Origin of the sequence: Kribbella sp. NPDC003505 (genome assembly GCF_040610875.1) — a bacterium.
In the GTDB taxonomy this organism is placed as follows: domain Bacteria; phylum Actinomycetota; class Actinomycetes; order Propionibacteriales; family Kribbellaceae; genus Kribbella.
Genome location: NZ_JBEXNA010000019.1, coordinates 80,523 through 103,268 on the forward strand (window position 1 = coordinate 80,523; position 22,746 = coordinate 103,268).

The window sequence follows — 22,746 nt, forward strand, 5'->3', positions numbered from 1 at the left end:
GATGCTGACCACGCTGTCGTACCGGCTTCCCAGAGAATCGGTGGATCGTGTCCTGGGTTCGTTGACCGCCTACCAACTGACCGCCGAGTTCCAGCAGGCGTGGGACCGGCTGCCCGTCCGGCGCCACAAGGCCGGTCCGTCGAGGACTCCGCCGTACCGGTCGTTGTCGGTTGCGTTGCGTGCGGCAACCGGTCAGCCAGTTGCGTTGCTCGTGAGTCGCGATCCGGGCGACGAAGGGACCGACCCGAACGGCGCCAAGCGCCTCCTGCTGACATCGAAGCCGATCGGCTACCAGTTGCCGATCGCGGTGCGGACCTGGGAGCGCTGCGTCCGCGGAGGCGACCCGGTCGACTCGCTGTCGTGCCTGCTGCCCGATCCGGAGCCGGCACGTCGGGTAGCGGAGTATCTGCGTTATCGCCGCAATGCCGTCCCGCTGGCGCCGAACTGGGTCTTCAGAACGGCAGAGTGGCAGGTCATGAGGCGCCTCGCGGGCAGTCGCCTTCCGATCGACGGCAGGCCTCCGCTCGCCCTCAGGATGGATACCGATGGCAGCCTGATCACTTGGGCCCAGGAGGATCTGATCCGCTATCCGACGAACCAGTCGCGTGGTCTTGCCCGGATTTCGTTGACCTTGGCGACGCATCCTGGTTGTGATGACCTCGTCCTGCGCTTCGATGCCCACCACTCGAGACTGCGGCGGGATTGGCCAGGAACACGGAACGCCTGGATAGATCGTGATGACCCGGCCGGCCCGATTCTGCGGCTGCCGGTCCGGGCTTGGAAGGACCGGGAAACGGGCGAAGTCAACGTTCGACTCGCCACACACGTACCCGAAGTCCTGGCGGCTTGCGAGCTTGATCCGATTCTGCTGCCGCACACGTTGCCCGACGAGCCAGGATCGGTACGACCGCAAGCCGGAAAGGCCTGGGGCAACTCGCTGGGGAACGGGCTGGGCGCGCGCTTCATGCTGCGTTTGCACGAACACATCTGCGATCAACTGCCTGAACTGGTGCCGCTGGCCTGCCCCGAAGATCCCCGGATCAAGCTCGCCCAGCGGGTCACCGGACGCACCGCGCAGGGTCTGACCGCCCGCATGGTGCTCGGGAGTGGGTTCGAGAAGGTTCGCATCGTTTGTCTTTACTCGACGCTTGACGCTCGCGCCAGGATGGTCACCGAGTTGCGCGAGCTGGCGCCGCGGGCCGGCGGGCAGATCGAGGACGGCGCCGAGGTGGCCCTCAACGAGCGGCTGACGGCCACGATGATCAGGCAGCCCGAACTGCTAGCACATGGCTATGCGAACCGAGCCAGGTTGATCGGCGGGCTCGATGCGCTGCGAAGCCGCCCCGGCGACCTCGCCGCTGCATGGCTGGAGACCGAGTACCACCCGGAAGTCCCGGTGGTCGACGACTCCAAGGACCACCTCCGTCGTACGCTCGCGGCCGCGGGCATCCCATCGCAGTTCCTCGCCACCGAGCCTCGGGTACTGCCCGAAAAGGTCCGTCCCATGCCGGAATCGAGCAAGCCGCACGCGGCCACGGCCGCGATGCGCGATCTGCTCCGATCGGCGGGCGTCATCGATCACCGTCTTCCCAACGCGCTGACGTCTCCTCGACTTCAGCACCGCCTCGATCGGCCAGCACTCCTGGTCGGGCTGCATGTCAGACGCCAGCAGACGGGCTCCGACGAGAAGCCATTGGTGCTGACGATGGTCGCGATCGAGGCGACTCCGACGGCGGATGCGCCTTGGCGAATCCGTATGTCCAGCACGACGTGCAGGCAATGGCATCCGATGGGTACGGCGCTCGCACGCTTCCACGCTGGACCGATCGGTGATGCGTCCTTCGGGCGGAGTGAGACAAAGTCGGTCCAGGTCCGCGAGTTCGTCGAGGAACGGCTTCGGCAACTGGTGTCAGCAGCAGGCGGCGAGCTCCCGGTGATCATTTTCGCCGACGCGACGGCTTCGCGCACGCTGTGGTCCGGCCTCAACAATCAGAAATTCGGGGAAGGGGAGTTGCCCGGCGACACGCTGGTCGAGGCCGGACACGATGTGGCTGTCGTTCGCTGCGACGATACGGGGAGTGGGGGAAGCGTGCGTCCCGTGACTCGAACCGATCGCAAGAAGCGGCCGGCCGACCCGCTGCAGCCGGCGGCGCCGGGTCGCGCGGTTTACCGCCTGGACGACTCGACCGAGCCCGTATGGATCTTCCCGGGCGTGTCGAAGCGCTACGCCGCCAAGGCAGGACGCACTGGTGCGCTCTACACGCGATGGACGCTGCCGAAGGACGACTACCAGGCGATGAAGTTGCGTGAGCCGTGGCATGCGTACACCGCGATCGAGATCGCAGTCGCCCGGCCGGGATCTTGGGATCCGGTCGCCCTCGCCGCCTTCGCCGCCCGACTCTGCGAGCAATCAGTGTCCTGGGATGGCCGCACCAGATCACCGGTCCCGCTCCATCTGGCCAAAGCAGCGGACCACGATCACCCCTACTACCGGACCTCAGAAGAGACCGAGGACGACGCGAACCCAGACGACTCCTGACGACACCGGATCCGTCTTCACAGTGAGGGCACCGCTGGTGCGGTCGGACTCGTAGCCCCCGCCCAGGCTGCCCCGGACGGAGGCTACGGTCACTTGCGCTGACTCAGCTTGGCAGTTTCGCCGCGGCCATGCGGGCGAGCCGATCGAAATTCGGTGCCGGCATGCCCGGACCGTAGCCCCTGAAGGCCAGCACCGAGACGGTGGAGCCCCGCAGCGTGATCGCGTACGGGAAGCCACCCGCCTCGCTGCCCGGGTCGTTCGGAAGCGGGTAGTCGTACCAGCGGATCACCCGGGTCGGGCCGGCCGCGCCCTTGACCACGCGGTTCTCGGTGATCTTCCGGGCGTGCGTCGGCGAGGGCTTGCTCGCGGTGCAGGTCAGCACGGTCTTCACGATCGAGTAGTACGCCGCCTTGGCCGCAGCCGGCGTCCGGTACGCCGTCACGTGCTGGCGACCGTAGCTGGCGATGTTCTCGCCGGTGTACGCCCGGGCCAGCCGGATCGCGACATTCCGGCCTTCGGTCGAGTACACGCCGCAGTAGGTGGGATGCAGCAGACCCCTGTCAATCTGGATCGACCACGCCGTCGTCGGGTCGGCCTTCCTGACCTCGGCCACGGTGATCATGTTCCTCGCCCGGCTGATAACCGTTCCGCTCGCCACCATGGCCGACTGCCCGGCAGCCTGCTCGGCGTTCGCGGCCGGAAGGTTGCCGTAAGCAACTGCAGCCAGCCCGAGAGCGGTCAGTCCCGCCGCGGCAGCTTTCCAGCCCTTGCGCAGTTTCTTCATCGTCTTGGTTCCTCCAATGTTTGCTTCGCTTTCTACAATCCATGAGATGGCGCTCCGCACCCGTTGGTTTGCCAGAATTTGCGAAGCGATAACTCCGTGACAATCGCATGGCCGCCGCGGGCGTCCCCTTGAAGTTCCGCTTAATGCTGGAACCCGGCTTCCGGACGGCAATCACCGACACGGCCGCGCTTCCAGTGCACTGCAAACGGGATCACCGCACCGGCCCCGCCGCATCACGCATCTCGAGCAGTGCGCCCCGCCTCACAGCCGTCTTCAGCGTTCCCAGTGCCGATTGTCCGCGCCGGAGCGTCGTCGATGCTCGATGTGTGAGTAGCCTTGTGAGGCGGTGTCCACGTCCATCCACTCGCCAGATCGGCCAGTGGTCGGGTAACCAGCCGCGCGAAGGCGACCTGCGTCATGCGATCGCGAATGTAGTTCTTGTACGTCTGGTTCCAGACCAGCAAACTGTAGCGTGGTGGGATTTCGATTGCTGCCCGCAAGCCATCCTGTACCGTCGCTGAGCGCGAGACCGCTGAAGGCGAACTTGTCGGCCGAGTTGACGACGCAGTCGAGCGCGGCGTGTCGTTGGTCGAGCTGGTCAAGCGGCACGGCCCACCGTTCGCTCGGGCTGAGTGCTGCCGACTCCTCGCTCGAGTCCGCGAAGGCCGAATCGGTGCCGAACAACTCGATGCTCAGGTCGTACGTCCGACGGCCGTCCGCACGCGAGAACACCGAGACTTCGGGCACGGTCGGCTCAGCGGTGACTCCAGCCCCATCGAACGACTCGCGGAACTCCTCGGGCGTGAAGTCGAACACATCACCGACCTGGACCGCGGTGTCCCTCCGCAGCGGGTCCTCGTCGAACGAGCCCGGATAGTACGGCTCGGCCGCGGAATCGACCACCGCGACGAACTTGTCCCAGGCGTCCCGGGTGTCGATGGTCTGTGGGCCTTCGTCGTCGACGTAACGGAGCATGCCGTCGCCCTGCAGGTCATGCAGAGCTTTGCGGCACTCGATCTCCGGCGTGTTCTCTGCGAACACGATCACGGTCGGGTCGATGTTCAGGCGCCTCAGCCACAATGCCGGCATCTCGTTGACGCCGGCGAAGTGCACCACACCGGTCTGCAGGTCGCCGCCCTGGACGCCGAACGAGTGCAACGTCTGGAAGAAGGCCTGCGTAACGGCGATGTCATCCGCGATGACGTGCCCTAATTGCGGCGCTGGTACTCTCCCGCGTTGAATTCGCCCCAGGGGGCACGCGTCCGCGTTCGTCTGTTCGTGTTGCTGCTGTTCTGGTGTGGAGCACCATCCGAGCCGTCACTGCTTGGCATCGCACCTCAATCCAAGGAGTTGGGTACCTGCTTGCGCTGGATGCGGCCTCGACAGGCCGCGGACCCCAGCTGTGGAAGGCGAAACAGAGTGAGCTTCAGCTCGCCGGGCGGATCGAGCGTCGTGGGACGAGGATGGCCATCGCCATGGCGAGTGCGGTGACGGCGCCCAGTGGGCGGATCATGACCGTGAGCTGGGCGATCTCGCCGGAGTCGTTCACGGTGACCGGATCGCACCCTTCCAGCTCCAGGCCCGCCACCTCGGCCTTGAACATCAGGGCGTTGCCGGCACCGTCGTCCGTTCGGAGCTCAGATACATGGCGGAAGTTCTCGAGAACACCGGCGATCGCGTAGAGGACCGGCGCGACGGCGGCTCGGCCCTTGTACTCGCGGAGTACGACCGGACAGTGCAGCACAACATCCTCGGCCAAGAGTGCCAGGGCCGCCTCGATGTTCCTCGCCTCGATCGCCGCTTGGAACTCAAAGGCGACAGGAATCGCCACTCTGACCACCGTGAGCCCGAACTCCGCTCGATGAACCACGCTCCGCACGATTGATCCGTGCCCGCCACGCAACGGCGAAGAAGTGCCAGAATCCGGACACTGGATTCATCAGCACGTCCCACGCGCCGACGACTATCATCAGTGTGGCGACTCCGCGCGGAGTCGCACCGTGGGCACGTTCGATCGCATGGAGGAGCAGACCGAAACCGATGAGGAAGATGCCGGCGGTCACGTACCAGAAGCCGGCTGCCCACAGATCGGACTTCGCTCCAGAGTCGCCGAATCCGGGGATGCTACGGAGCAGGAGCCTGACGCCTCCCGGATAGGTTGCCTCGGTCATCACGAGATGGAGCACACCGACGACGACAGTCCAGGCGCCCGCCCTACCGAACTTGGCCATTCGGGACAACGCGCAGCGAATCCTCATACACCGATCGCAGCGCTGTCGGCCGGATCACCGCATCAGCGAGATCGCCGGTTCATCGCACCGGTCGCGCCCGGCGATCCTGCGGATGCGGTCGGCGAGTTCCGGGTCCAACACTCCGAGCACGCACAGACGCGAACCATCGGAGCGTTCGGTTATGCCCTCCAGGGCTCGTGGCTACATGGATTTGAGGAGGCATCAGGCGGGCTGTCGGTGTAGTGAGGATGCGGAAGCTCGCCGCGGTTGCGGTTGCTGCGGTAGCGATGGTCGTGGTCGGGCTGGCTCCGACCGACCAGGCGGAGGCGGGCCGGAACGCGATGCAGGCGGACATCGGCAACGGGTACCACCACATCAAGAACAAGGAGACGACGAAGCATCTGGGCACCTGTGGCGTTGGCAACGGTGCGAAGGTGGTCCAGGACTGGCCGAACTACGTGGCCGATAACGACCGGTACTGGATTGTCAACCGGTCGCAACTGAAGCGCGCAGGTATCAGTGGCGGTGCCCTGTACAAGGGGCTCCCGCGATCCTCTGGGACTGCAAGCCGGATGCCTGGGCGAACTTCTGGTTCGTGCGAGTGGACTGGGTTGAGGGCGGTGAGTACGTGTACCGGCTCGTGAACGTCTGGAGCGGCAAGTGGCTGGCGATTCCCGGCGGTAACCCGAACCCCGGAACGCAGGCCATCCAGTGGGACTGCGCGAACGATCCGGACCAGCAGTGGTGGTTCGTGCGGCCGGCATAGGTATCCGCGGGGGCTCAGTACCACGTGCCCTGGTGGTATTGCGGATGCGACCGGGTGGTTCTGCACCTGAGACCGCGACTCGGAGAAGCCGTCCGGCTGAGGTTGGCCGCAATCGTGGCGGCGGGTGTGGTTGCAGCTCTGGCGTCGACGGTTGCGCCGGCTCGCCAGGCGGAGGCCAATTCCCCGGTCGAGGACACGTATCGCCTCGTCCAGAACAGGGAAACAGGCCAGTACATGGCGGCCACCGGCACGAGCAACGGCGCGAAGGTGATCCAGACGTCGTACGACGGTACGGCGGATCAGTACTGGCGGTTGGAGAAGATCGTCGATGTGCCGGGCGGCGACTACTATGACCGCTACTGGCTCCGCAATCGCACCGGCAGGTGTGCGGGCATCGGTAGCGGCGCTCTGTACAACGGTGCTGGGGCGATCCTTTCGGACTGCAACCCGGACGCGTGGGCCAACTTTTGGTTCGTCCGGTCGGTATGGACCAGCAACGGGTACGCGTACAAGCTCGTCAACGTCTGGAGCGGCAAGTGCCTGGCAATTCCCAACGGGGATCGGCACAACGGCACCCAGGCTTCAGTGGACCTGCGCCGACGACCCGGCTCAGCACTGGTGGCTGTAGGCCGGCCGTCGACAAGGTCAGCGCGGCCGGTGCTGCCGCTGGCGACATTGCGGATGCCGTGGGTCGCCGGACTGGCGAAGACTCTGTGGTGTTCCTAGATGGAGACTAGGACGTGAAGTAAGTGAGCCGAACTGGTCGTCATTTGGTACACGTCGCAACTGCGACGACCGCGGTCTTCTGCGGAGCGTCCCTACGGCCCATCCCCCTTGGGCCGTAGGGATCCCGGGGCATTGTTCCTTCTTGGACCTCCCCCGGGGCCTCCGGGGGAGGTCCAAGTCCAGGCTTCCGGTTGAGATGCGCGCTGCCTGCTGGCCGTGAACAGGAGATGCGGCAACTGCTCGGAGATGTACGGCCTGAGAACGACGAGCGTCGCTTGCACCGCGCCGAGGAGCCTGCTGAGGTCCTGATCGGTCATGGGCAGTGACAAGGGACATCAAACCGTGAGGACCGATCCACACGCCTTCGTTCAGCATCTCGACGCAGAAGAGCTCGGTCAGGTCCGAGAGCTCTGCTCGGCGGATCCATACCTCTCCAGGCGTTCGCGGCGGCGGGGACCCCCCACCGTAGATGCAGCAGGGAGCCGACGCCATCCAGTTGGAGATCGATGCCGGCTTCACGGGCGACCTCGGGTAGGTCCTCCATCAGCCGGGAGCCCATCGCGTTCAACCTCGTGACCTCGTCAGGTCCGAAGGTCTGCAGGGCCGAGAGACCCACCAGAAGGCTGACTGAGTTTTCCGAAGTCGGTCAACGCGTGCTGCCAAGGACCGGGCCGGTCAAGCTCGTACTTCCGGACGACATCGGTACGGCCACCGAAGCCACCCATGGACAGTCCGCCGGCGACAGAGTCGCCGACGACGGTCAGGTCGGGATTGATGCCGAAGGTCGTCTGCGGCGGTCCGAGCCGGAATGTCCTGCTCTCGTCGAAGATCAGCAAGATGCCCAGCTCCGCCGTGAGCCTGCGAAGCTCGCGAAGATGGTCCGGCTCGCCGGACAGGCAGCCGGACTCGGGCAGAACGGGTTCGACAACTGCAGCCGCGAGATTCGGCGCGTGCCGTCGCAGGAGCGCGGTCGTCGTTGCCAAATCGTCGAAGGGGAGAACGACCACATCCGCCAACGAGCCGTAGATGGTTGAGTGCCGGAGGTGGTGGGTGCTGCCCTCAGTCGTAGCGATCAACCTGCGGCCGGTGAATCCCCGTGCTGTCCGCAGCGCCATCAAGGTCGCCTCCGCGGAAGAACCGGCGTACCGGACGACCTCCATCGACGGGGCCCGCTCACGCAGGACCGCCGCGTGCTTCGCCACGAGCTCCGAAGGCGCTCCGAGAGCGCCACCGGCCCAAACCTGAGTTACTACGGCGCCGGCGAGAGCCCGATGCGCGTGACCGTCCTGATCGTTGTTCAGATCCAGGTACTCGTTGGTGTCGACATCGGTGACCATACATCCGGCGCCATGTGACATGAAGAGCGGGTAGGGCGCGATCTCGTCGCGGACCGCCCTGCCCACTTCGCCGGGCAGGTGGGCTTTCGCGTCCCGATACAGGAGAAGTGACGACGGAGTCCGCCCAAGTAGCGCTGAGGGACATCTGTCACGACGATCGCGGACCGACGGTTCATGATGATTCGGCCCGACCCTAGCCGATGATGTCCCACAGTTGGTCCGGGTCGTCGGCGCAGCTCCACTGGATCGCCTGCGTCCCGATGGAGAGATCGCCGCCGGGGATTGCCAAGCACTTGCCGCTCCACACGTTCACGAGCCGGTACAGCGCGGTTCCGTTCTCGAACCGGTCCAGCCGGACGTACCAGTAGTTGGCCCAGGCCTCGGGGTTGCAGTCCCACTGGATCGCGCCGGCGCCGTCGTTCAGAGCGCCGCCACTGATGCCGGCGCACCTGCCGCTCCACTTGTTGACGATCCAGTAGCGGTCGTTGGCCTCACCGTCAGCGTCGACCTTCTTCACGAATTTCCAGTACTGATCGGCTCCCCCGTCGTAATCCCATTGGATCACCTTCGATCCATTGCTGGCTCCGGCGCCCGTGAGCGTCCACCATGTTTCCCAGTTCCTGATGCGGCTGTAGGAACTCTCCGGCGGGACCGATGCGTGAGCCTGACCGGTCGAGACGACCGTCGACGCCACGGCGGCAGCCACGGCCGCCGCAACCTTCAGCCTGTTCATTACACTTGACTTGCTCAAAGGGCCTCCTCGATTGATGGCGCTGGGGTTGAGCGTGAATCACCTCCGGGCCGAGGACTAGCCGCCAAGGGTCCACAGTTGGTCGGGATCGTCGGCACAGCCCCACTGGATCGCCTGTGTTCCGTTGCTCGTGCTGCCGGCGGGAATGGCCAGACACTTGCCGCTCCACACGTTCACGAGTTGATACAGAGGGGTCCCGTTCTCGAACCGGTCCAGCCGCACGAACCAGTAGGTGGCCCAGGCATCGGGGTTGCAGTCCCACTGGGTCGCGCCTGCGCCGTTGTAGAGAGCGCCGCCACTGATGCTGGCGCACCTGCCGCTCCACTTGTTGACGATCCAGTAGCGGTCGTTGGCCTCACCGTCAGCGTCGACCTTCTTCACGAATTTCCAGTAGCCGTCGGTCTGCCCGGCCGTGTACCACTGAACCAAACTTGCGCCGTTGAAGGTTCCGGAGGCCGCCAGCAAGCCTCGCGTTTCCGCGTTCATGATCTGGCCGTAGGAGCTCTCGGGTGGGACAGATGCTTGCGCGTGACCGGCCGAAAGAACCGCCGACACCATGACGGCGGCCGCAGCCGCCGCCACCTTCAGCTTCCTTGCTATGCCTGACTCGCTCAACAGGCCTCCTCGATCGATGCGCCCGTGGGCGCAGAACGGACCGTCATATACCGGCAATGATCTTCGCGGCCTTTGGCGGTCGCATCCGCAAGATCGCCGGGTTCCACCCGAGCCGAAACGCCCTGCCGCGTGCTGCGTTCTGCGCGATCCTTTTGGCCTGGCGCCAAATGCCGACAAGGTGCCGCGTCGCCGACAGCACAACTCGCCATCCACGACCCGGCACCTGTCGATTTGGATACCTCCTGAGAGCCGGCTACCCCGCCGCCCCTGATTTGCCGGATGCCGCCCGATCCCTCAACCCAAGGACCCGATACAACCCTCCGAATCGCCCCCCGTCACCTCAGCAACGAAAGCTATCTTCCTTGTCCGGCCCCGCGTTGCTTGTCCCGTTTGGCTTGCTCCCGTCGCCGTGCCGCCGCCGCCCGTTCCGCGCGGTCGGTGGTCTCGACGGCTGCCGCGATCGTTTCTGTGCTCACGACACCAGGTGCCGCCTTCTTCGGGACGGCCGCCTCCGCAACCAATTTCTGGAGTTTTGCGAGCTCTGCTTCGGTAGGTTCTTTTGCTGTGCCATTATGCAACCATTCCCTTTTGGAAGTTAAATTAGCCTGGGCCCAACCGCGGGCTCCGTCAAATTTCCCCGACAGTGTTATGGCCGCGTCGTCCGAACGGCGGTTCATACCACCGGAGATTTCGACGGAACCGCCCCTGTGGGAGCGATGGTGCGGCAGTCCGGCATCTCGGCGCACAATCGCTTGACGGGTCCGAGACGGATGGCCCTCCAACGACCGGTGCTGCAGCCGTTGACCGCCTGCGTTCCATTCCTTGAGCCGCGTCCGGTCTTTTGTGCATCGGAAATTTCGCTGTGGACCCTCGTAGTCGCATCTGCAAGATCGCCGGAGTCAATTGAAACGCGGGTGTTTCCGTCGGCCGGCGACGGCGCCCACTGGGCGTCGATCCTCTGGTTCTGCTGTTCCGGGACTGGAGCCTGCGGTATTGCGGGCTGTGAGATCCTCGCGATGCTGGACGCCCGACAGCCCGAGTTACACGACGAGGCCGCGCGGCAGTCGTTCCACGACGCGGCATACCTTCTCTATCAAGGACCTAATAGTGCTTTGTCAGATGGTGTTCGGGTAGGGGCGTTGGGTTCGTCGTCACGCGTGCGAACTCCTCGCCCAGGTCGTAGCCCAGGCGATAGTGAGTATGTTCAGCCGCCAGCCGCCAGCCGCCAGCCGCCAGCCGCCAGCCGCCAGCCGCCAGCCGCCAGCCGCCAGCCGCCAGCCGCCAGCCGCCAGCCGCCAGCCGTCGCGGAGCAGAACTTTCCGAGACGGGCGGCGCGTCCCCAGAGCGGTCGATCAGAGCCTCGTCGGCCGCCTCTGATTGTTCGTCGGTCACAGAGGCAGTCTCCCTCTCAGCGGCTGACTGTGCACGATGCGCAGATCGCCGTTCGGGGCACAGACGCGGCGGAATGATCCACGTAGAGGCCCGCGCTCGAACAACTGACTCGCGTCGGGCCGCCGGCCGCCGGGTCAAGGCGATAATGTGCATCGCTTCGCGATCGGGCAAGCTCGAGCTGTAATCCTAAAGCCGTCGGCCAGAGGCGCTGCCCATCAGTGGGAGGGGGCCGTAGAGTGGGGCATATCCCACGGCGCCTCCGGGAGCGCATGCCCGGTTTCGATAAAGGACTTCAGGTTAGAGATCACCGCCGTCCAACCCGCGGCAGCCTCGTCACGTTCCGCGTCGTCAGCAAGGTTCTCGTGGATCAGAGTCAGTCGCACGATCTGTCCGTGGGGCTCTATATCGAAAGTGACACGGGAAGAGTCAGCCGTCTCCTCGTCTCCCGGCGCTAGCCAAGTCGAGACCAGTCGTCTCCCTGGCACGCTCTCCAGAACAGTGCCAACAACGTCAGCAATACCGGTGCCGTCAGTGCGCCGGTGCTCCCATCGAGACCCGGGGTTCCAGTCCGACACGTTGCTATGCCCCCAGTACGCCGCCGTCAGTTCCGCGTCCGTCAGCACCTCCCAAACTCTCTCCGGTGTGCTCTCGATATACGTCACGTAGACGAATGAGGGCGTGTAATTCATGTCTTCCTCCGCTTGATGCTTGATGGAACTCAACATTCGAAGTCGTGGTCGTTCGAACTTGTCTATCCACCGCTCCTGGATCTCGTACAGCGGAACGGGGTTGAGGAAGTGCAGCTTCTCCCGTCCCCGCCGCAGTGTGCTGATCAAGTTGCCGGCCTCAAGAAGGGCGAGATGCTGCGTTGCGGACTGACGCTTCATGCCGATGCCGTCACACAGCTCTCCAAGTGTCTGACCGTTCCGCTCACGGAGTCTGTCCAACAGGCGTCGGCGAGTGGGGTCGGCCAACGCCTTGAAGACCCTGTCCATGTCCGAAGACTGCACGTTTCAGGGTAATGCAGGTATATACCTGCATGTCAAGGCGGCGGCCTGCGCAGAGTAGGTCAGTCTCGCTCTCAGCGCTCCAAGCGGACCGCCCGGAGCACCATCAGCTCGTCGCCGTATCGTCGGCGAGCGCAGCCCGTTTCACCGGTACTGCGTACGGCTGCCGCTCACGTCGATCCGCGCGGCGAGGCTACGGCGGGTCGTGCTCGGAGGACTCGTGGCTCGGGGACATGCCGGCGTCCTACTGCCAAGCGGAGCCGCAAGGTCGACGACCTGGTCAAAGCGTTGGCTGCGGATTCGGGGATCTCGAAGTCGGAGGTGTCCAGGATCTGTGCCGAGCTCGACGTGGAGGTGGCGGCGTTCCGGAACCGGTCGCTTGCCGAGCAGCCGTTCCGGTACGTGTTCCTGGACGCGACGTACTGCAAGGCCCGCGTCGATCACCGCGTCGTCTCCCAGGCGGTCGTGGTGGCCACCGGGGTCGCGGCTGACGGGCCGTGAGGTGCTCGGGTTCGATGTCGGGGACTCCGAGGACGGCGCGTTCTGGACCGCGTCCTACGCAGCCTGAAGACCCGCGGCCTGCATGGGGTCCAGCTGGTCATCTCCGACGCCCAACGCCGGCCTCAAGGCCGCGATCCAGGCCGTCCTGCTCGGCGCGGCCTGGCAACGCTGCCGGGTCCACTTCCTGCGCAACGTGCTGGCCCAGGTCCCGAAGGGCCACGCCGAGATGATGGCCGCCGCGATCCGCACCATCTTCGCCCAGCCCGACCCCCCGCACGTCCGCGAACAGCTAGACATGATCGCGACCATGCTGGGCCGGCAACTGCCCAAGGTCGAAGCCATGCTGCGCGACGCGGCCGACGACGTCACCGCGTTCGCCGACTTTCCGATCGGCCACTGGAAGTAGATTAGGTCGACCAACCCGGTGACACGCGTGAACAAGGAGATCAAACGCCCGACGTCGTCGGGGTGTTCCCCAACCCCGGCCGCGCTCCTGCGGCTGGCCGGCTCGATGCTGGTCGAGACCCACGACGAATGGCAGGTCTCCGAACGTCGCTACCTATCCGAAGGCTCCATGGCCCTGCTCGACACGACAACGCAACCAGCCGAGGAGGTAGCGCCGACCGAACTCCTCACGGCACGATCTGAGGTTTGCCACCGGCCGGTCTCGTCACCGTTCCCGCTAGCCAAAGGGCGACAGGACCATGATCATGCTGGACACCGATGCGCACAAACGCAGTCATACAGTGGTAGCCGTCGACGGTCTCGGAAGGCAGCTTGGCACCAAGACCACCGAGGCCACGACCACCGCCGAGCATCTGGAGCTGATCCGTTGGGCTGATCAATTCGGCTCCGACCGGACCTGGGCGGTCGAAGACTGCCGGCATCTGTCGCGGCATCTGAAGCGAGACATGCTCGCGGCCGGGGGAACGGCTGGTCCGGGTGCCGCCCAAGTTGATGGCCCACGCCCGAGACGCTGGCCGAAGCTATGGAAAGTCCCACCCGATCGAAGCGCCCGCGGTGGCGCGGGCAGCGCTTCGCGAGCCCAGCTTGCCGACGGCCCACCGGGATCCAGCCTCGCGTGAGCTGCGCCTGCTGGTCGATCACCGTGAAGACCTGATTGCCGCGCGGACACGGCACATCAACCGGCTTCGCTGGCACCTGCACGAGATCGACCCGGAGTGGGATCCCAGTTCCCGCTGCCTGACCGCGTTCAAGCACCTCCGCGGCGCCGCCGACAGGCCCACCGGTCACGACGGCGTCATCGCGCAGATCGCCGCCGATCTCGTCGAGCGAATCCGTCAGTTGACGATCGACATCGACAACCTCGAGACCGACCTCGATCAGAGCACCAGGCGTTCAGCGCCGGTCACACCCACAAGCTCGGGACTCAGGATCTCAGTACTCGAGCTGTAGTCCCTGACCAGTGATCTGGTGTGTGACACCGCGTGGACGGGCCTGCCGGTTGATCCGCTGGGCGCTCGCTGGGCGGACACCGGCGATGTTGTAGATGCCGCAGCGCGGTCAGATGCCTAGGGTCACGCATTGTCGGGTCTGTGGGCGTGCATGGGCGTCGGCGTCCAGTGCGGCGGTGAACCGACGATGTCCCGGGATGGCATACACCGCGACATGACCAGCAACGCGCAGGCCAAATCTCGAATGTAGAAATTGAAGAGGGTTCTCTGGACGGAGGAAAGAATTGGCAACTAATAGAGAAGATCCGAAGAAGGCTGCTGAGGCGAAGAAGGCTGCTGAGGCGAAGAAGGCTGCTGAGGCTGCGGGGGTGAACAGGACGTCGACTGATCTCGAGAAGCAGCAAGTGGCGGACTGGAACGCTATTCGAAATGACCGTGATCGCGAACCCAAGTCTGCGGAAGGCAGATGGGGCCCCGCAGGGATTTCGGCCGCTGAGTCGAGCCTCGTAGAACTCGGTCGGACCAGCGTGGGGGAGCCGCCTTCTTCGCGGCTCCCTCCCGTCCGCTGGCTCCCGGCAAGGTCGTTGCCTAGGGCTCAGGCCTGGGGGCTTACCGGTGCGTGGCCGGTGAGGCTTGGACGGAAGTTCTCAGACTCACCGTCCCTCCGGAGAACACACTCCTCAAGTCGTCTTCGCGCACCGCGGCCATTCGCGATGCAACGCCCCTCGCGGCGCTGGCTCCCCGACGCGGACGTCGCGGGCGACAGCGGGAGGTGCTGTCGTACTTCGCGACATCACGACGGCGGCCGCGTCCGGGCGGCTGCCGGAAGCGCTGCGGTGGACGGAGCAGCATCCACAGGCCGGGATGCTGCTCGCCCTCGAGGCGGTCAGTCAGATCGTGGTCGTCAAGTACCGTCTGATCACCGCTGCTCTCGCCTGCTGCAGACTCGCCATGCCCGCGCTGATCCTGGGCGCGATCCACATCTGATCAGGGCTTCCAAGGGGCGGTGGCGACATCTGTCGAGAAGGAACTGCAGTGAGTACCTGCGCCAGGGCGCTGGACGTTGATATCAGGCAGGTCAAGTGGGATCGCCAGGAAGTTTCCCGACGACCAGTCGTCGACCTTCAGTCGCAACTTCAGATCTGGCGCCCAGATGAACATCATGTCGGGTGTGACTTCGCGCTGTAGTTCGACCAGAGCCCGCTTCGCGGCGAGAGGAGGATGAGACAACCCGCACCTGGGTGAAGGCGTCAAGCGTCAGCAGTTCGATCGCGAAGCGAGCGGGGGCCGCCAATCAGACTCACTGTTCACGATCGCAGGTGCCTGGCCACGGGATTCAGGGAGGCGCTCAGCACGTGGCTGGCGCATGCGGCCGCAGAACCGACGAATCGGCCAACGTCCAGCCGGTTGACTGAATTTTCGGCATGCCCGACGTCCCACCTCATCTGGGCCGATTTCGCTTGAGCCATGAACACGAGGTGAGGACCGTGGCTCAGGGCGCGCTTACGGCGAGGCCGCCCCGCGGCTCGGGCGTGTCTGCTGGGCCTTACCCCCGGTTCTTGGACACGGTGGTGGATTTATGCCGCTGCCGAGAGGGTAGCGGTGTAGCTGGTCTCGTAGGTGTTCGGGGATTGGTAGCTGCACCAGGAGTGCCGGCGGGGGTGAGTGGTTGATGATCGATTGGTGCCTCGTTCGGGTGTGATTTCTGATGAGTTGTGGGCGGTGATCGAGCCGGTGCTGCCGTCGGGCGCGGGGCGGCGAGGCCGGCCGTGGAACGATCACCGGTTGACGCTGGAGGCGATCGCGTGGCGGTTCCGGACCGGTGCTCCGTGGCGTGATCTGCCGGCCGAGTTCGGTGCCTGGCAGTCGGTCTGGGAGCGGCACCGCCGCTGGTCGATCGATGGCACCTACCAGGAGATGTTCGCCGCGGTGCGGGTCGCCGTACCCGCCGGCGTAGACGCTGACCGGCTGGTGGAGTTGATCTCGGTGGACTCGACCAGCATCCGCGCTCACCAGCACGCGGCCGGCGCCCGCTTCCACGAGCACACAGCAACAAACACAGGGGGCAGGATCGAATCACAAGAATCTGCCCAGGAACCTGCCGGGCGAGCCGGCTGACCATGCCCTGGGGCGTTCTTGTGGCGGGTGGACGACCAAGATCCATGCGCTGACCGACCAGTTCTGCAGGCCACTGACCGTAGTACTGACACGGGGCCAGGCAGGCGACAATCCGGTACTCGCGCCGCTGCTGGCCGCACACCGCACGACCGGCGTCAATGCCCGCTTCCGGTTACTGGCCGACAAGGCCTACTCTCACCCTTCGACCCGCAAACACCTGCGAGCGTTGAGGATCCCGCACACTATCCCCGAACGATCCGACCAGATCGACCACCGCAAGTCGAAGGGTTCAGCCGGCGGCAGACCGCCCGCCTTCGACGCCGCCATCTACCGGCATCGCAACACCGTCGAGCGCGGCTTCAACCGCCTCAAACACTGGCGCGGTATCGCCACCCGCTACGACAAGTACGCCCTCACCTACCTCGGCGGCGTCCTCCTCGCCACGATCATCACCCATCACAGCATCAACAATTAACAGACACGCTCTAGTCATCCACTCGCCCCTAACCTGCGCTGGTCGCCGACAGCGTGGCGACCGCGGCAGCCTTCACGTAGGCGCGAAGGCCTCGTACCCGCTGCCGCTCCCGGATGCGGGCGAAGAGGACGTGGGGCCGATGCGCGAGCTGGGGGAGCCAAGCCCAGCCCTGTGGCTGGCTGAGTCGTGTTGTGACCGGGAAGTTGTGATGGCGCGACCTTGGAGGGCATCCCTCGAGGCATTGGTAACACAACACCCGCTGCCACCGATCTATGTGCGAGAGGAAGTCAGTACGCCGGCGATCTGGGAGACGAATGAGCAACAAGACCCCTAGCGTTCAGAAGGGCCAGGCACGGGGGAATCGTCGGTCGACGCCGCCGGTAGCACCAATGCAGACGGCACGGGTACCGGTGCCATCGAAGATCGTCTCTGAGTCAGACGATGGGAGGTGGGGGAAGTGGCGCGTTGCAGTACTGGTCGCTGTCATCACCGGGTTTCTAGGACTGATTGGCGTCGGAATTACCGCTCTGGTAACGCTCAGGAGCAGCTTCGAGCAGGCTGACGCGGCGCGAGATAGCAGTCGCGAGCAGGCCGATGCTGCGCTTAGTGGCACACGCAGCCAGATCGATGAGAATCGGGCGTCTGCAATCCGCGATCGGCAGTCCAAGGTCTACGCGGCCTACCTCAACGCCGCCGTGGCGTACCGGGACCGAACCTATAGCACCGGGCAAACGGTCAAGGCCAACAAGGGAAAGCCATACAGCACGAACTTTGTCGCGTTGGCGCAGTACAACGAGGCGCGCAGAGCTTTCCAGGACCAGGCCAACCAGGTAGCCATCTACGGCAGCACGCAGGCATGGGACGCGCACCTCCTCGTCGCCAAGGCAATGCCTGCTCCGCTCAAGAAGGGCAACGTGACAGGGCCTGACTATGAGGCCTTCGGCGTCGGCTACCGCAAGTTCGTCATCGTGGCCTGCGTTGACGTCTCGGGAAAGACCCAGCAACAATGCGAAACCGCACAAGCTGTAGGTGCCACCAGGTAGCCTGCGGAAGCCCTCGATCGGGAGCCAGGGATCTGTGCGACTTGTTCAACGGGCTGCTCGGGGGCGCAGGCGCGGCCTGCGCGTCGGCGTCGACAGTCAACCGACCAGGCCGTTGCGGTGACTGGGCGCGGGTGACCAGCCGCAGGAACGGCTGTGATCTGGCCGCGAGGGAGTTCGGCACGCAGTACGACTGGTCACCCTGTGCGGACTCTTGCTCGCCTGACGGAGGTGCATCAAGACCCGGGAACTCAAGGTGCCGGCGCGGGCGCTGCGGTGGTCATGGTCAGCACTGGTCAGTTGTCCGGCGGGCTCATGGACACCGGGACCTCGCTGATGCCTCGTCGCACTCCGAGTTTCACCTGACATGGGCCAACTTGTCAGGGTTCGAGACTAGGAAGATTCCACTGATCTGCCCGCTGTCCGGGGACAGGTCGAGCGACAGGGCTGCGAAGGGCGCATCGCCGCGGAAGAACACCGCCGACGGCACGCCGTTCACCTCCCGGTGCCGGATGTCGAGTCCACCGGGGAAGCGGCCGACCCCGGCGGCGAGGGCTCGTGCGACCTTGCTTTGCCCAAGGATCGGATACTGACCTGCGGCGGGCGCCTTGCCGCCGCCGTCGGCCACCAGGATCACGTCGGGTGCCAGCAGTTCCAACAGCGCCTGGACGTCACCACCGGCGGCTGCGGCGAGGAACCGCTCGGTGACCTGCTGCCTCAGCCGCGGTTCTACGGCGTACCTCGGCCGGCGGGCCTCGACGTGCTCGCGAGCGCGATGTGCCAACTGCCGTACCGAGACGTGACTGCGGCCGAGGATCTCGGCCGTTTCGGCGTGGCCGTAGCCAAACACCTCGTGGAGGACGAATACGGCGCGCTCGAGCGGTGTCAACGATTCCAGCACCACCAGCAGCGCCATTGACACCGACTCCGCGCGCAGAGTGGTCTCGACGGCGCCGTCTGTGTGCACGCCTGAGTCCCTCGTCGTCTCATCGACGAGGGGTTCCGGCAGCCAGGGGGCGACGTACGTCTCTCGCCGACTGCGAACGGCTGCCTGGCGGGCCAGAGCAGTGTTGACCGCGATCCTGACCAGGTAGGCACGGGGGTGGCTAATCTCCGCACCGGTGACCGATTGATTGCGTGTGTCCCAAGCGAGCCAGGTCTCCTGCAACACGTCCTCGGTGTCCGAGACCGTTCCCAGGATGCTGTAGACGATGGAGAACAGCAGCTCCCGATGCTCGACGAAAGCGGCCGTCGGCGAGCTCGCGTCCGACTTGTCCTCGCCGTCAGACTTCTGATCCGGCATCCTGAGATCCCTCCTACCTGTTGCTTCGACCGCACCCTTAGAGCTCCACGGTCCGCTGTGTGTGACATCCAGACCACAACTGTGAGACAAATCGCAGTCACGGCTCGCCCAGCGGAACTGCGAGCGCGCGGTCGGCCGGAGCCGGAGCTCCTGCGCGGGAGCAACCGAGCGGCACCCCAATTCAGCACGTACGTCGTCCCGCCACGCGGGCGATGCCGCAAGCAACCGACAGGTGTTCGTCGTACGCCGCGTCATCCGGAAATGGCGCGAGCCACGTGAGAACCGTCTCGACGCGCAGCGGCGCAAGGAGAAAAGTTGCTCGTAGCAACGAGTGTCCGGAAGCTCGCCGCGGGGCAGCTCCGCTGCCGGTGGGAACGGGCAGCACCCGGGCAGTGAAGAACTCCGCGAAGCCGGCCTCGGACGGGTCGAGCTGGTAGACGGCTCCGGCACTCACGGGACGGGGATCTCCGGTCGCGCCTACCGGCCGCAGCGGTGCGTTGAGGTCGAGGCAGTCCGGTCCAAGCAAGATGGGTTTGAGCAGGCGTGCATTGTCCGAGACGAGCATCGTGGCGTTCACCTCGTCCCGCTCAGCCATCCAGATCGGACCGGTGTAGAGAGCTCTCAATGCCTCTCCCTGCTTCGGCAGGCTGCTGAATCCGCGCAACCAGACGAGGAGTACGCACTTGCAAGTGCGTACTTCCCTGTGGAGAGTGACTCTCCGATAGTGAGTGCATGAATTCGTCGCAGGCCACGCCGTCCTGGATCCACCAGGAGTTGGTGCTGGGATTGAGTGGCATGGCTGTGATCTCTCAGCCTACCCGGCGGCCCCGCTGACCCAGGACGTCGCACAGACGTTCCCGGCCGCCGGAAGCCCCGCATTGTTCGGCGTCGCATCCGGCATCACGGGGCTGACAGGATCCGCGTCGCCGCCGCAGCCGTCATCAGATTCGTTGCAAGGCACCCTGCCGCCGAACCGGCAGCCGCGAGCCGGCGGGCTCATCAGGTCCGGCTTCCTGCCGGCCGTCGTCGTCGCTCAGGCGGCTGGACAGGCCGGTGCCGGCACGGTTGGCCGGCGGGCCCTTCTGGCCGGATCCGCAGGAGCGTACGCGGTGCCATCCATCATGCTCTCTTGGTACTGCGTGGCAGCCGAGCTCCATCGTCCGCGTCCAACGATGTGGACTGTCGGCGCCCCGGCGACGACACTGCTGCGCCACGATTGGTGGGTCGGTCTCCGTCTCCCCTGCGCCGTCGCCGCCGCACTGACCGTTGTGCATTTGCTGGCGGCAACGATGCCGGCGCGTGACGTCCCCGGCGGGGACGTAATCCATCCAAACGAAAGGAACCCGTAACCATGTCTCGCCCTGCGGTCCGGACGCAGATCAGCGTCGGCGCCACCACTGTCACCTACCTGTCCGACGGATACGCCTGGCTCAATCCGGGCGTGTTTTTCCCGGCCAGCCAACCTGATGGATGGGCTACCCACGCGGCGTTGCTCGATGAGCGGGGCTGGTTCCCGGTGAGCATCGGCTCGTTCTTGGTCCGCACACCGGAACGCGTGATCCTGGTCGACCTCGGCCTCGGCACGGTGGACTTCTCCATCCCCGGCGTGGCCGACTTCCACGGTGGCGATCTGCTGAGGGCCCTCGCCGCGGAAGGCTTGAGTCCCGTGGATGTCGACACAGTCATCTACACGCACCTGCATCACGATCACGTTGGCTGGACCACCAACGTCGCGCCGGCTCCCAACGCACGCGAGGCACAGCGCGTCTCCGGTCTGACGTTCGCCCGGGCCCGCCACTTGGTGAGCAAGGCCGAGTGGGCGCATTGGGCGGGGACCGCCGAGCTGGTGGGCCCGGATCCGGTAGCCGTTCAGGCACCTCTTGCCACTGTGATCGACCACATCGACGACGGCGCCGAGGTCGCACCGGGTGTTCGGATCCTGGCAACCCCCGGTCACACCCCTGGGCACAGCAGCCTCCAGGTGACCGACCCGAGCGGTTCGGACCCCAGCCGGGTGATCATCCTCGGCGACGTGATGCACTGTCAGGTGCAGGTCACCGAGAGTTCGTGGACCTTCGCGTTCGATGTCGATCCCGACCAGGGGGTCGTCACGCGCGAGCAACTGCTCAGGAAACTCGAAGACGAGCGCACGGTCTTGGCCGGTGGCCACTTCGCCGGCAATGTCTTCGGCCGGGTCCTGCCCGCCATCGCCCGCCGCGTTTGGTCCAGCGGCTCGGTTTTCGGATAGCGTCAAGTTATGCGCACGCCCCGAACGCGCCGACCTCGGCCGGGAACTCCCGGCCGGGTGTTGGCATGTCTACCCGATGGCCGTCCGGCCGATGTGTACAGCGCTCCTTGCCCCTCGCGGCAGGCTCTGGACCGCATCGCCGACAAGTGGACCGCATTGATCGTCGGATGCCTGTCCACCGGTCGCAAGCGCTACAGCGAACTGCGCGCCGCCATCGAAGGAGTCAGCGAGAAGATGCTCACCCAGACGTTGCGCAGCCTTGAACGCGACGGCATTGTGGAGCGCACCGTTCACGACAGCATGCCCCCGAAGGTCGAGTACGAGCTCACCCCGCTCGGACATACGTTGGCGCGCCCCCTCGCAGCTATCCGCGACTGGGCCGAGACCCACATCAACGAGGTCAATGACGCTCGTGAAAGGTACGACGGCGGCAGCTGAGTCACGTCCTGTGGTCGTGCCGATAGCCGGCGTGTCTACGGCCGAATTCAGGCTTGAAGGTAGCGGCGACCTCGACGTCCGAGGTGACCCAACCTGGCCGCGCCGTCGCAGCGCTACGCCGGGCCGGCAGATGGTCCCATGATGCCCGGTAGCCTCGACCGGCGTCCGCGGCAGGAGTTCTGTTGGCGAGGCCCGGCCCGATGGGTCGTGGGGTTGTCATCGACTTGCGGGTTCTGGTCGGAGCCGCCGGTGACCCGCCTTCCCGGGGATGGTTGCGTGTGGCGGCGGCTTCGACCTGGGTTACGTCGGCTGAGGGTAGGTGCTTTGCTCAGATGCCGCGTGGGCCGGGATCGGTAGTCTTTGCCGCGGTAGTGCGTGTTGCCGGTCGAGCGGCCGCGTCGGTGCGGGCGATTCCTGCGGTCGCGCGTGGTGCCGTTTGGGCTCCCAGCGCGTGCTGGACGCTTCGAGCGAGCCTGTCCTGTTCGAGGATCCGGTTCATCTCTCGGATTGCGGCGTCTGCGGTCTCACGCCCGAGCCGCACGCCGTAGGTCCTGTCGCCGGACCTCGGCGGCTGGCCGAAACGGCTGTCGAGCAGTCGCTGGCTCATCGCGTGCCGCACGTTGTCGATCTTGGCCGGATCGGGCCAATTGGTAGAGACCTGACCCCCCACGATCGGCGGCCTCGACGATCGAGGTCGCCGCTCGCTCGAGCGACATGCCGGCATCGGGCCGGGCCAGGTACGCGCGCACGTTGGGCAGCGACTCGTGGTTGTCGATCCAATGCCCGACGTCCTCGGGGCGCATGTACTCCTCGGCCAGCCGCTCGGTGAACCCGTTGACCAGATCCCCGAGCGGACCCGAACGCCCCGCACAGGCATTCATCGCCGCGTCGGACCATGACACCTGCTCGCCAGTGGCCTCGTAGACGCGCAGCTGCGTCGCGGACGCCGCCGCCTCGACTGCCGTGTGGAACCACACGTCACTCGACGTATCACGATACGCAGCAGCGGAACGCTCGTTCGTTGTCTCAGACAAGATAGTCGTCCTCAGTGGTCGGTTGT

At 65.5% G+C, this 22,746-nt stretch carries 20 protein-coding genes and 2 pseudogenes; 10 read left to right on the plus strand and 12 right to left on the minus strand.

From position 1 onward, the window contains the following. Position 1: 1 nt before the first annotated feature. Positions 2-2,539: an RNaseH domain-containing protein gene (locus ABZX12_RS41120; protein WP_355700900.1), complete on the plus strand. Its 2,538-nt coding sequence runs from the start codon at positions 2-4 to the stop codon at positions 2,537-2,539. Positions 2,540-2,642: 103 nt separating this feature from the next. Here the strand turns inward: ABZX12_RS41120 and ABZX12_RS41125 are convergent, their stop codons facing one another. From ABZX12_RS41125 to ABZX12_RS41140, 4 genes are all read right to left on the minus strand, one after another. Continuing rightward, complete coding sequence (locus tag ABZX12_RS41125) at positions 2,643-3,323, minus strand: hypothetical protein (protein WP_355700901.1); 681 nt, start codon at positions 3,321-3,323, stop codon at positions 2,643-2,645. Positions 3,324-3,596: 273 nt separating this feature from the next. Next, positions 3,597-4,481, minus strand: a complete 885-nt coding sequence (locus ABZX12_RS41130; protein WP_355700902.1) for a hypothetical protein — start codon at positions 4,479-4,481, stop codon at positions 3,597-3,599. 268 nt (positions 4,482-4,749) lie between these two features. Continuing rightward, positions 4,750-5,154 (minus strand): nuclear transport factor 2 family protein, encoded by a 405-nt coding sequence (locus ABZX12_RS41135; protein ID WP_355700903.1) that lies wholly within the window; start codon positions 5,152-5,154, stop codon positions 4,750-4,752. Further along, the gene (locus tag ABZX12_RS41140) at positions 5,132-5,581 is read right to left on the minus strand and encodes a DUF6463 family protein (protein ID WP_355700904.1); all 450 of its coding nucleotides are present in this window, start codon (positions 5,579-5,581) and stop codon (positions 5,132-5,134) included. The genes ABZX12_RS41135 and ABZX12_RS41140 overlap by 23 nt, the downstream gene beginning before the upstream one ends. A gap of 574 nt (positions 5,582-6,155) precedes the next feature. On the opposite strand from ABZX12_RS41140, the gene ABZX12_RS41145 reads away from it, so the two are divergent. Further along, entirely contained in the window at positions 6,156-6,320 is a 165-nt protein-coding gene (locus ABZX12_RS41145) for an RICIN domain-containing protein (protein WP_355700905.1), read from the plus strand. Between the two features lie 126 nt (positions 6,321-6,446). Next, the gene (locus ABZX12_RS41150; protein ID WP_355700906.1) at positions 6,447-7,046 is read left to right on the plus strand and encodes an RICIN domain-containing protein; all 600 of its coding nucleotides are present in this window, start codon (positions 6,447-6,449) and stop codon (positions 7,044-7,046) included. A 581-nt stretch (positions 7,047-7,627) separates the two neighbouring features. On the opposite strand, the gene ABZX12_RS41155 is transcribed toward ABZX12_RS41150, so the two are convergent. From ABZX12_RS41155 to ABZX12_RS41175, 5 genes are all read right to left on the minus strand, one after another. Continuing rightward, positions 7,628-8,449: an aminotransferase class III-fold pyridoxal phosphate-dependent enzyme gene (locus ABZX12_RS41155; protein ID WP_355700907.1), complete on the minus strand. Its 822-nt coding sequence runs from the start codon at positions 8,447-8,449 to the stop codon at positions 7,628-7,630. Positions 8,450-8,576: 127 nt separating this feature from the next. Beyond that, positions 8,577-9,116 (minus strand): RICIN domain-containing protein, encoded by a 540-nt coding sequence (locus tag ABZX12_RS41160; protein WP_355700908.1) that lies wholly within the window; start codon positions 9,114-9,116, stop codon positions 8,577-8,579. Between the two features lie 75 nt (positions 9,117-9,191). Beyond that, entirely contained in the window at positions 9,192-9,749 is a 558-nt protein-coding gene (locus ABZX12_RS41165) for an RICIN domain-containing protein (protein ID WP_355700909.1), read from the minus strand. Between the two features lie 1,101 nt (positions 9,750-10,850). Next, positions 10,851-11,141 (minus strand): hypothetical protein, encoded by a 291-nt coding sequence (locus ABZX12_RS41170; RefSeq protein WP_355700910.1) that lies wholly within the window; start codon positions 11,139-11,141, stop codon positions 10,851-10,853. A 215-nt stretch (positions 11,142-11,356) separates the two neighbouring features. Continuing rightward, positions 11,357-12,136 (minus strand): metalloregulator ArsR/SmtB family transcription factor, encoded by a 780-nt coding sequence (locus tag ABZX12_RS41175; protein WP_355700911.1) that lies wholly within the window; start codon positions 12,134-12,136, stop codon positions 11,357-11,359. 270 nt (positions 12,137-12,406) lie between these two features. Here ABZX12_RS41175 and ABZX12_RS41180 point away from each other — a divergent pair. The 5 genes and pseudogenes from ABZX12_RS41180 to ABZX12_RS41200 all read left to right on the plus strand — a co-directional run. Further along, positions 12,407-13,289: pseudogene (locus ABZX12_RS41180) on the plus strand (IS256 family transposase); the annotation flags it as partial. 302 nt (positions 13,290-13,591) lie between these two features. Next, positions 13,592-14,065 (plus strand): transposase, encoded by a 474-nt coding sequence (locus ABZX12_RS41185; RefSeq protein ID WP_355700912.1) that lies wholly within the window; start codon positions 13,592-13,594, stop codon positions 14,063-14,065. An 863-nt stretch (positions 14,066-14,928) separates the two neighbouring features. Further along, positions 14,929-15,051 (plus strand): hypothetical protein, encoded by a 123-nt coding sequence (locus tag ABZX12_RS41190; protein ID WP_355700913.1) that lies wholly within the window; start codon positions 14,929-14,931, stop codon positions 15,049-15,051. Positions 15,052-15,747: 696 nt separating this feature from the next. Further along, positions 15,748-16,657: pseudogene (locus tag ABZX12_RS41195) on the plus strand (IS5 family transposase). A gap of 314 nt (positions 16,658-16,971) precedes the next feature. Beyond that, positions 16,972-17,700, plus strand: coding sequence for a hypothetical protein (locus tag ABZX12_RS41200; protein WP_355700914.1), 729 nt, complete (start codon positions 16,972-16,974; stop codon positions 17,698-17,700). Between the two features lie 355 nt (positions 17,701-18,055). Here ABZX12_RS41200 and ABZX12_RS41205 read toward each other — a convergent pair whose 3' ends face one another. Both ABZX12_RS41205 and ABZX12_RS41210 read right to left on the minus strand, forming a co-directional pair. Further along, positions 18,056-19,000: a sigma-70 family RNA polymerase sigma factor gene (locus ABZX12_RS41205; RefSeq protein ID WP_355700915.1), complete on the minus strand. Its 945-nt coding sequence runs from the start codon at positions 18,998-19,000 to the stop codon at positions 18,056-18,058. Positions 19,001-19,181: 181 nt separating this feature from the next. Next, positions 19,182-19,595, minus strand: coding sequence for a hypothetical protein (locus tag ABZX12_RS41210; RefSeq protein WP_355700916.1), 414 nt, complete (start codon positions 19,593-19,595; stop codon positions 19,182-19,184). Between the two features lie 846 nt (positions 19,596-20,441). On the opposite strand from ABZX12_RS41210, the gene ABZX12_RS41215 reads away from it, so the two are divergent. Next, on the plus strand, positions 20,442-21,248 hold the full coding sequence (locus ABZX12_RS41215) for an MBL fold metallo-hydrolase (protein ID WP_355700917.1): 807 nt from the start codon (positions 20,442-20,444) through the stop codon (positions 21,246-21,248). A 9-nt stretch (positions 21,249-21,257) separates the two neighbouring features. After that, complete coding sequence (locus ABZX12_RS41220) at positions 21,258-21,686, plus strand: helix-turn-helix domain-containing protein (protein ID WP_355700918.1); 429 nt, start codon at positions 21,258-21,260, stop codon at positions 21,684-21,686. 524 nt (positions 21,687-22,210) lie between these two features. On the opposite strand, the gene ABZX12_RS41225 is transcribed toward ABZX12_RS41220, so the two are convergent. Beyond that, entirely contained in the window at positions 22,211-22,720 is a 510-nt protein-coding gene (locus ABZX12_RS41225; protein WP_355700919.1) for a hypothetical protein, read from the minus strand. Between the last annotated feature and the right edge of the window lie 26 nt (positions 22,721-22,746).

Bases quoted from the DNA above. Each gene is read 5' to 3' on its own strand.
- ABZX12_RS41175 (WP_355700911.1), bottom strand. From the start codon at position 12,136: ATGGACAGGGTCTTCAAGGCGTTGGCCGACCCCACTCGCCGACGCCTG.
- ABZX12_RS41205 (WP_355700915.1), bottom strand. From the start codon at position 19,000: ATGCCGGATCAGAAGTCTGACGGCGAGGACAAGTCGGACGCGAGCTCG.
- ABZX12_RS41125 (WP_355700901.1), bottom strand. From the start codon at position 3,323: ATGAAGAAACTGCGCAAGGGCTGGAAAGCTGCCGCGGCGGGACTGACC.
- ABZX12_RS41190 (WP_355700913.1), top strand. From the start codon at position 14,929: ATGCTGCTCGCCCTCGAGGCGGTCAGTCAGATCGTGGTCGTCAAGTAC.
- ABZX12_RS41220 (WP_355700918.1), top strand. From the start codon at position 21,258: ATGCGCACGCCCCGAACGCGCCGACCTCGGCCGGGAACTCCCGGCCGG.
- ABZX12_RS41120 (WP_355700900.1), top strand. From the start codon at position 2: ATGCTGACCACGCTGTCGTACCGGCTTCCCAGAGAATCGGTGGATCGT.
- ABZX12_RS41200 (WP_355700914.1), top strand. From the start codon at position 16,972: ATGAGCAACAAGACCCCTAGCGTTCAGAAGGGCCAGGCACGGGGGAAT.
- ABZX12_RS41160 (WP_355700908.1), bottom strand. From the start codon at position 9,116: ATGAACAGGCTGAAGGTTGCGGCGGCCGTGGCTGCCGCCGTGGCGTCG.
- ABZX12_RS41140 (WP_355700904.1), bottom strand. From the start codon at position 5,581: ATGAGGATTCGCTGCGCGTTGTCCCGAATGGCCAAGTTCGGTAGGGCG.
- ABZX12_RS41210 (WP_355700916.1), bottom strand. From the start codon at position 19,595: ATGGCTGAGCGGGACGAGGTGAACGCCACGATGCTCGTCTCGGACAAT.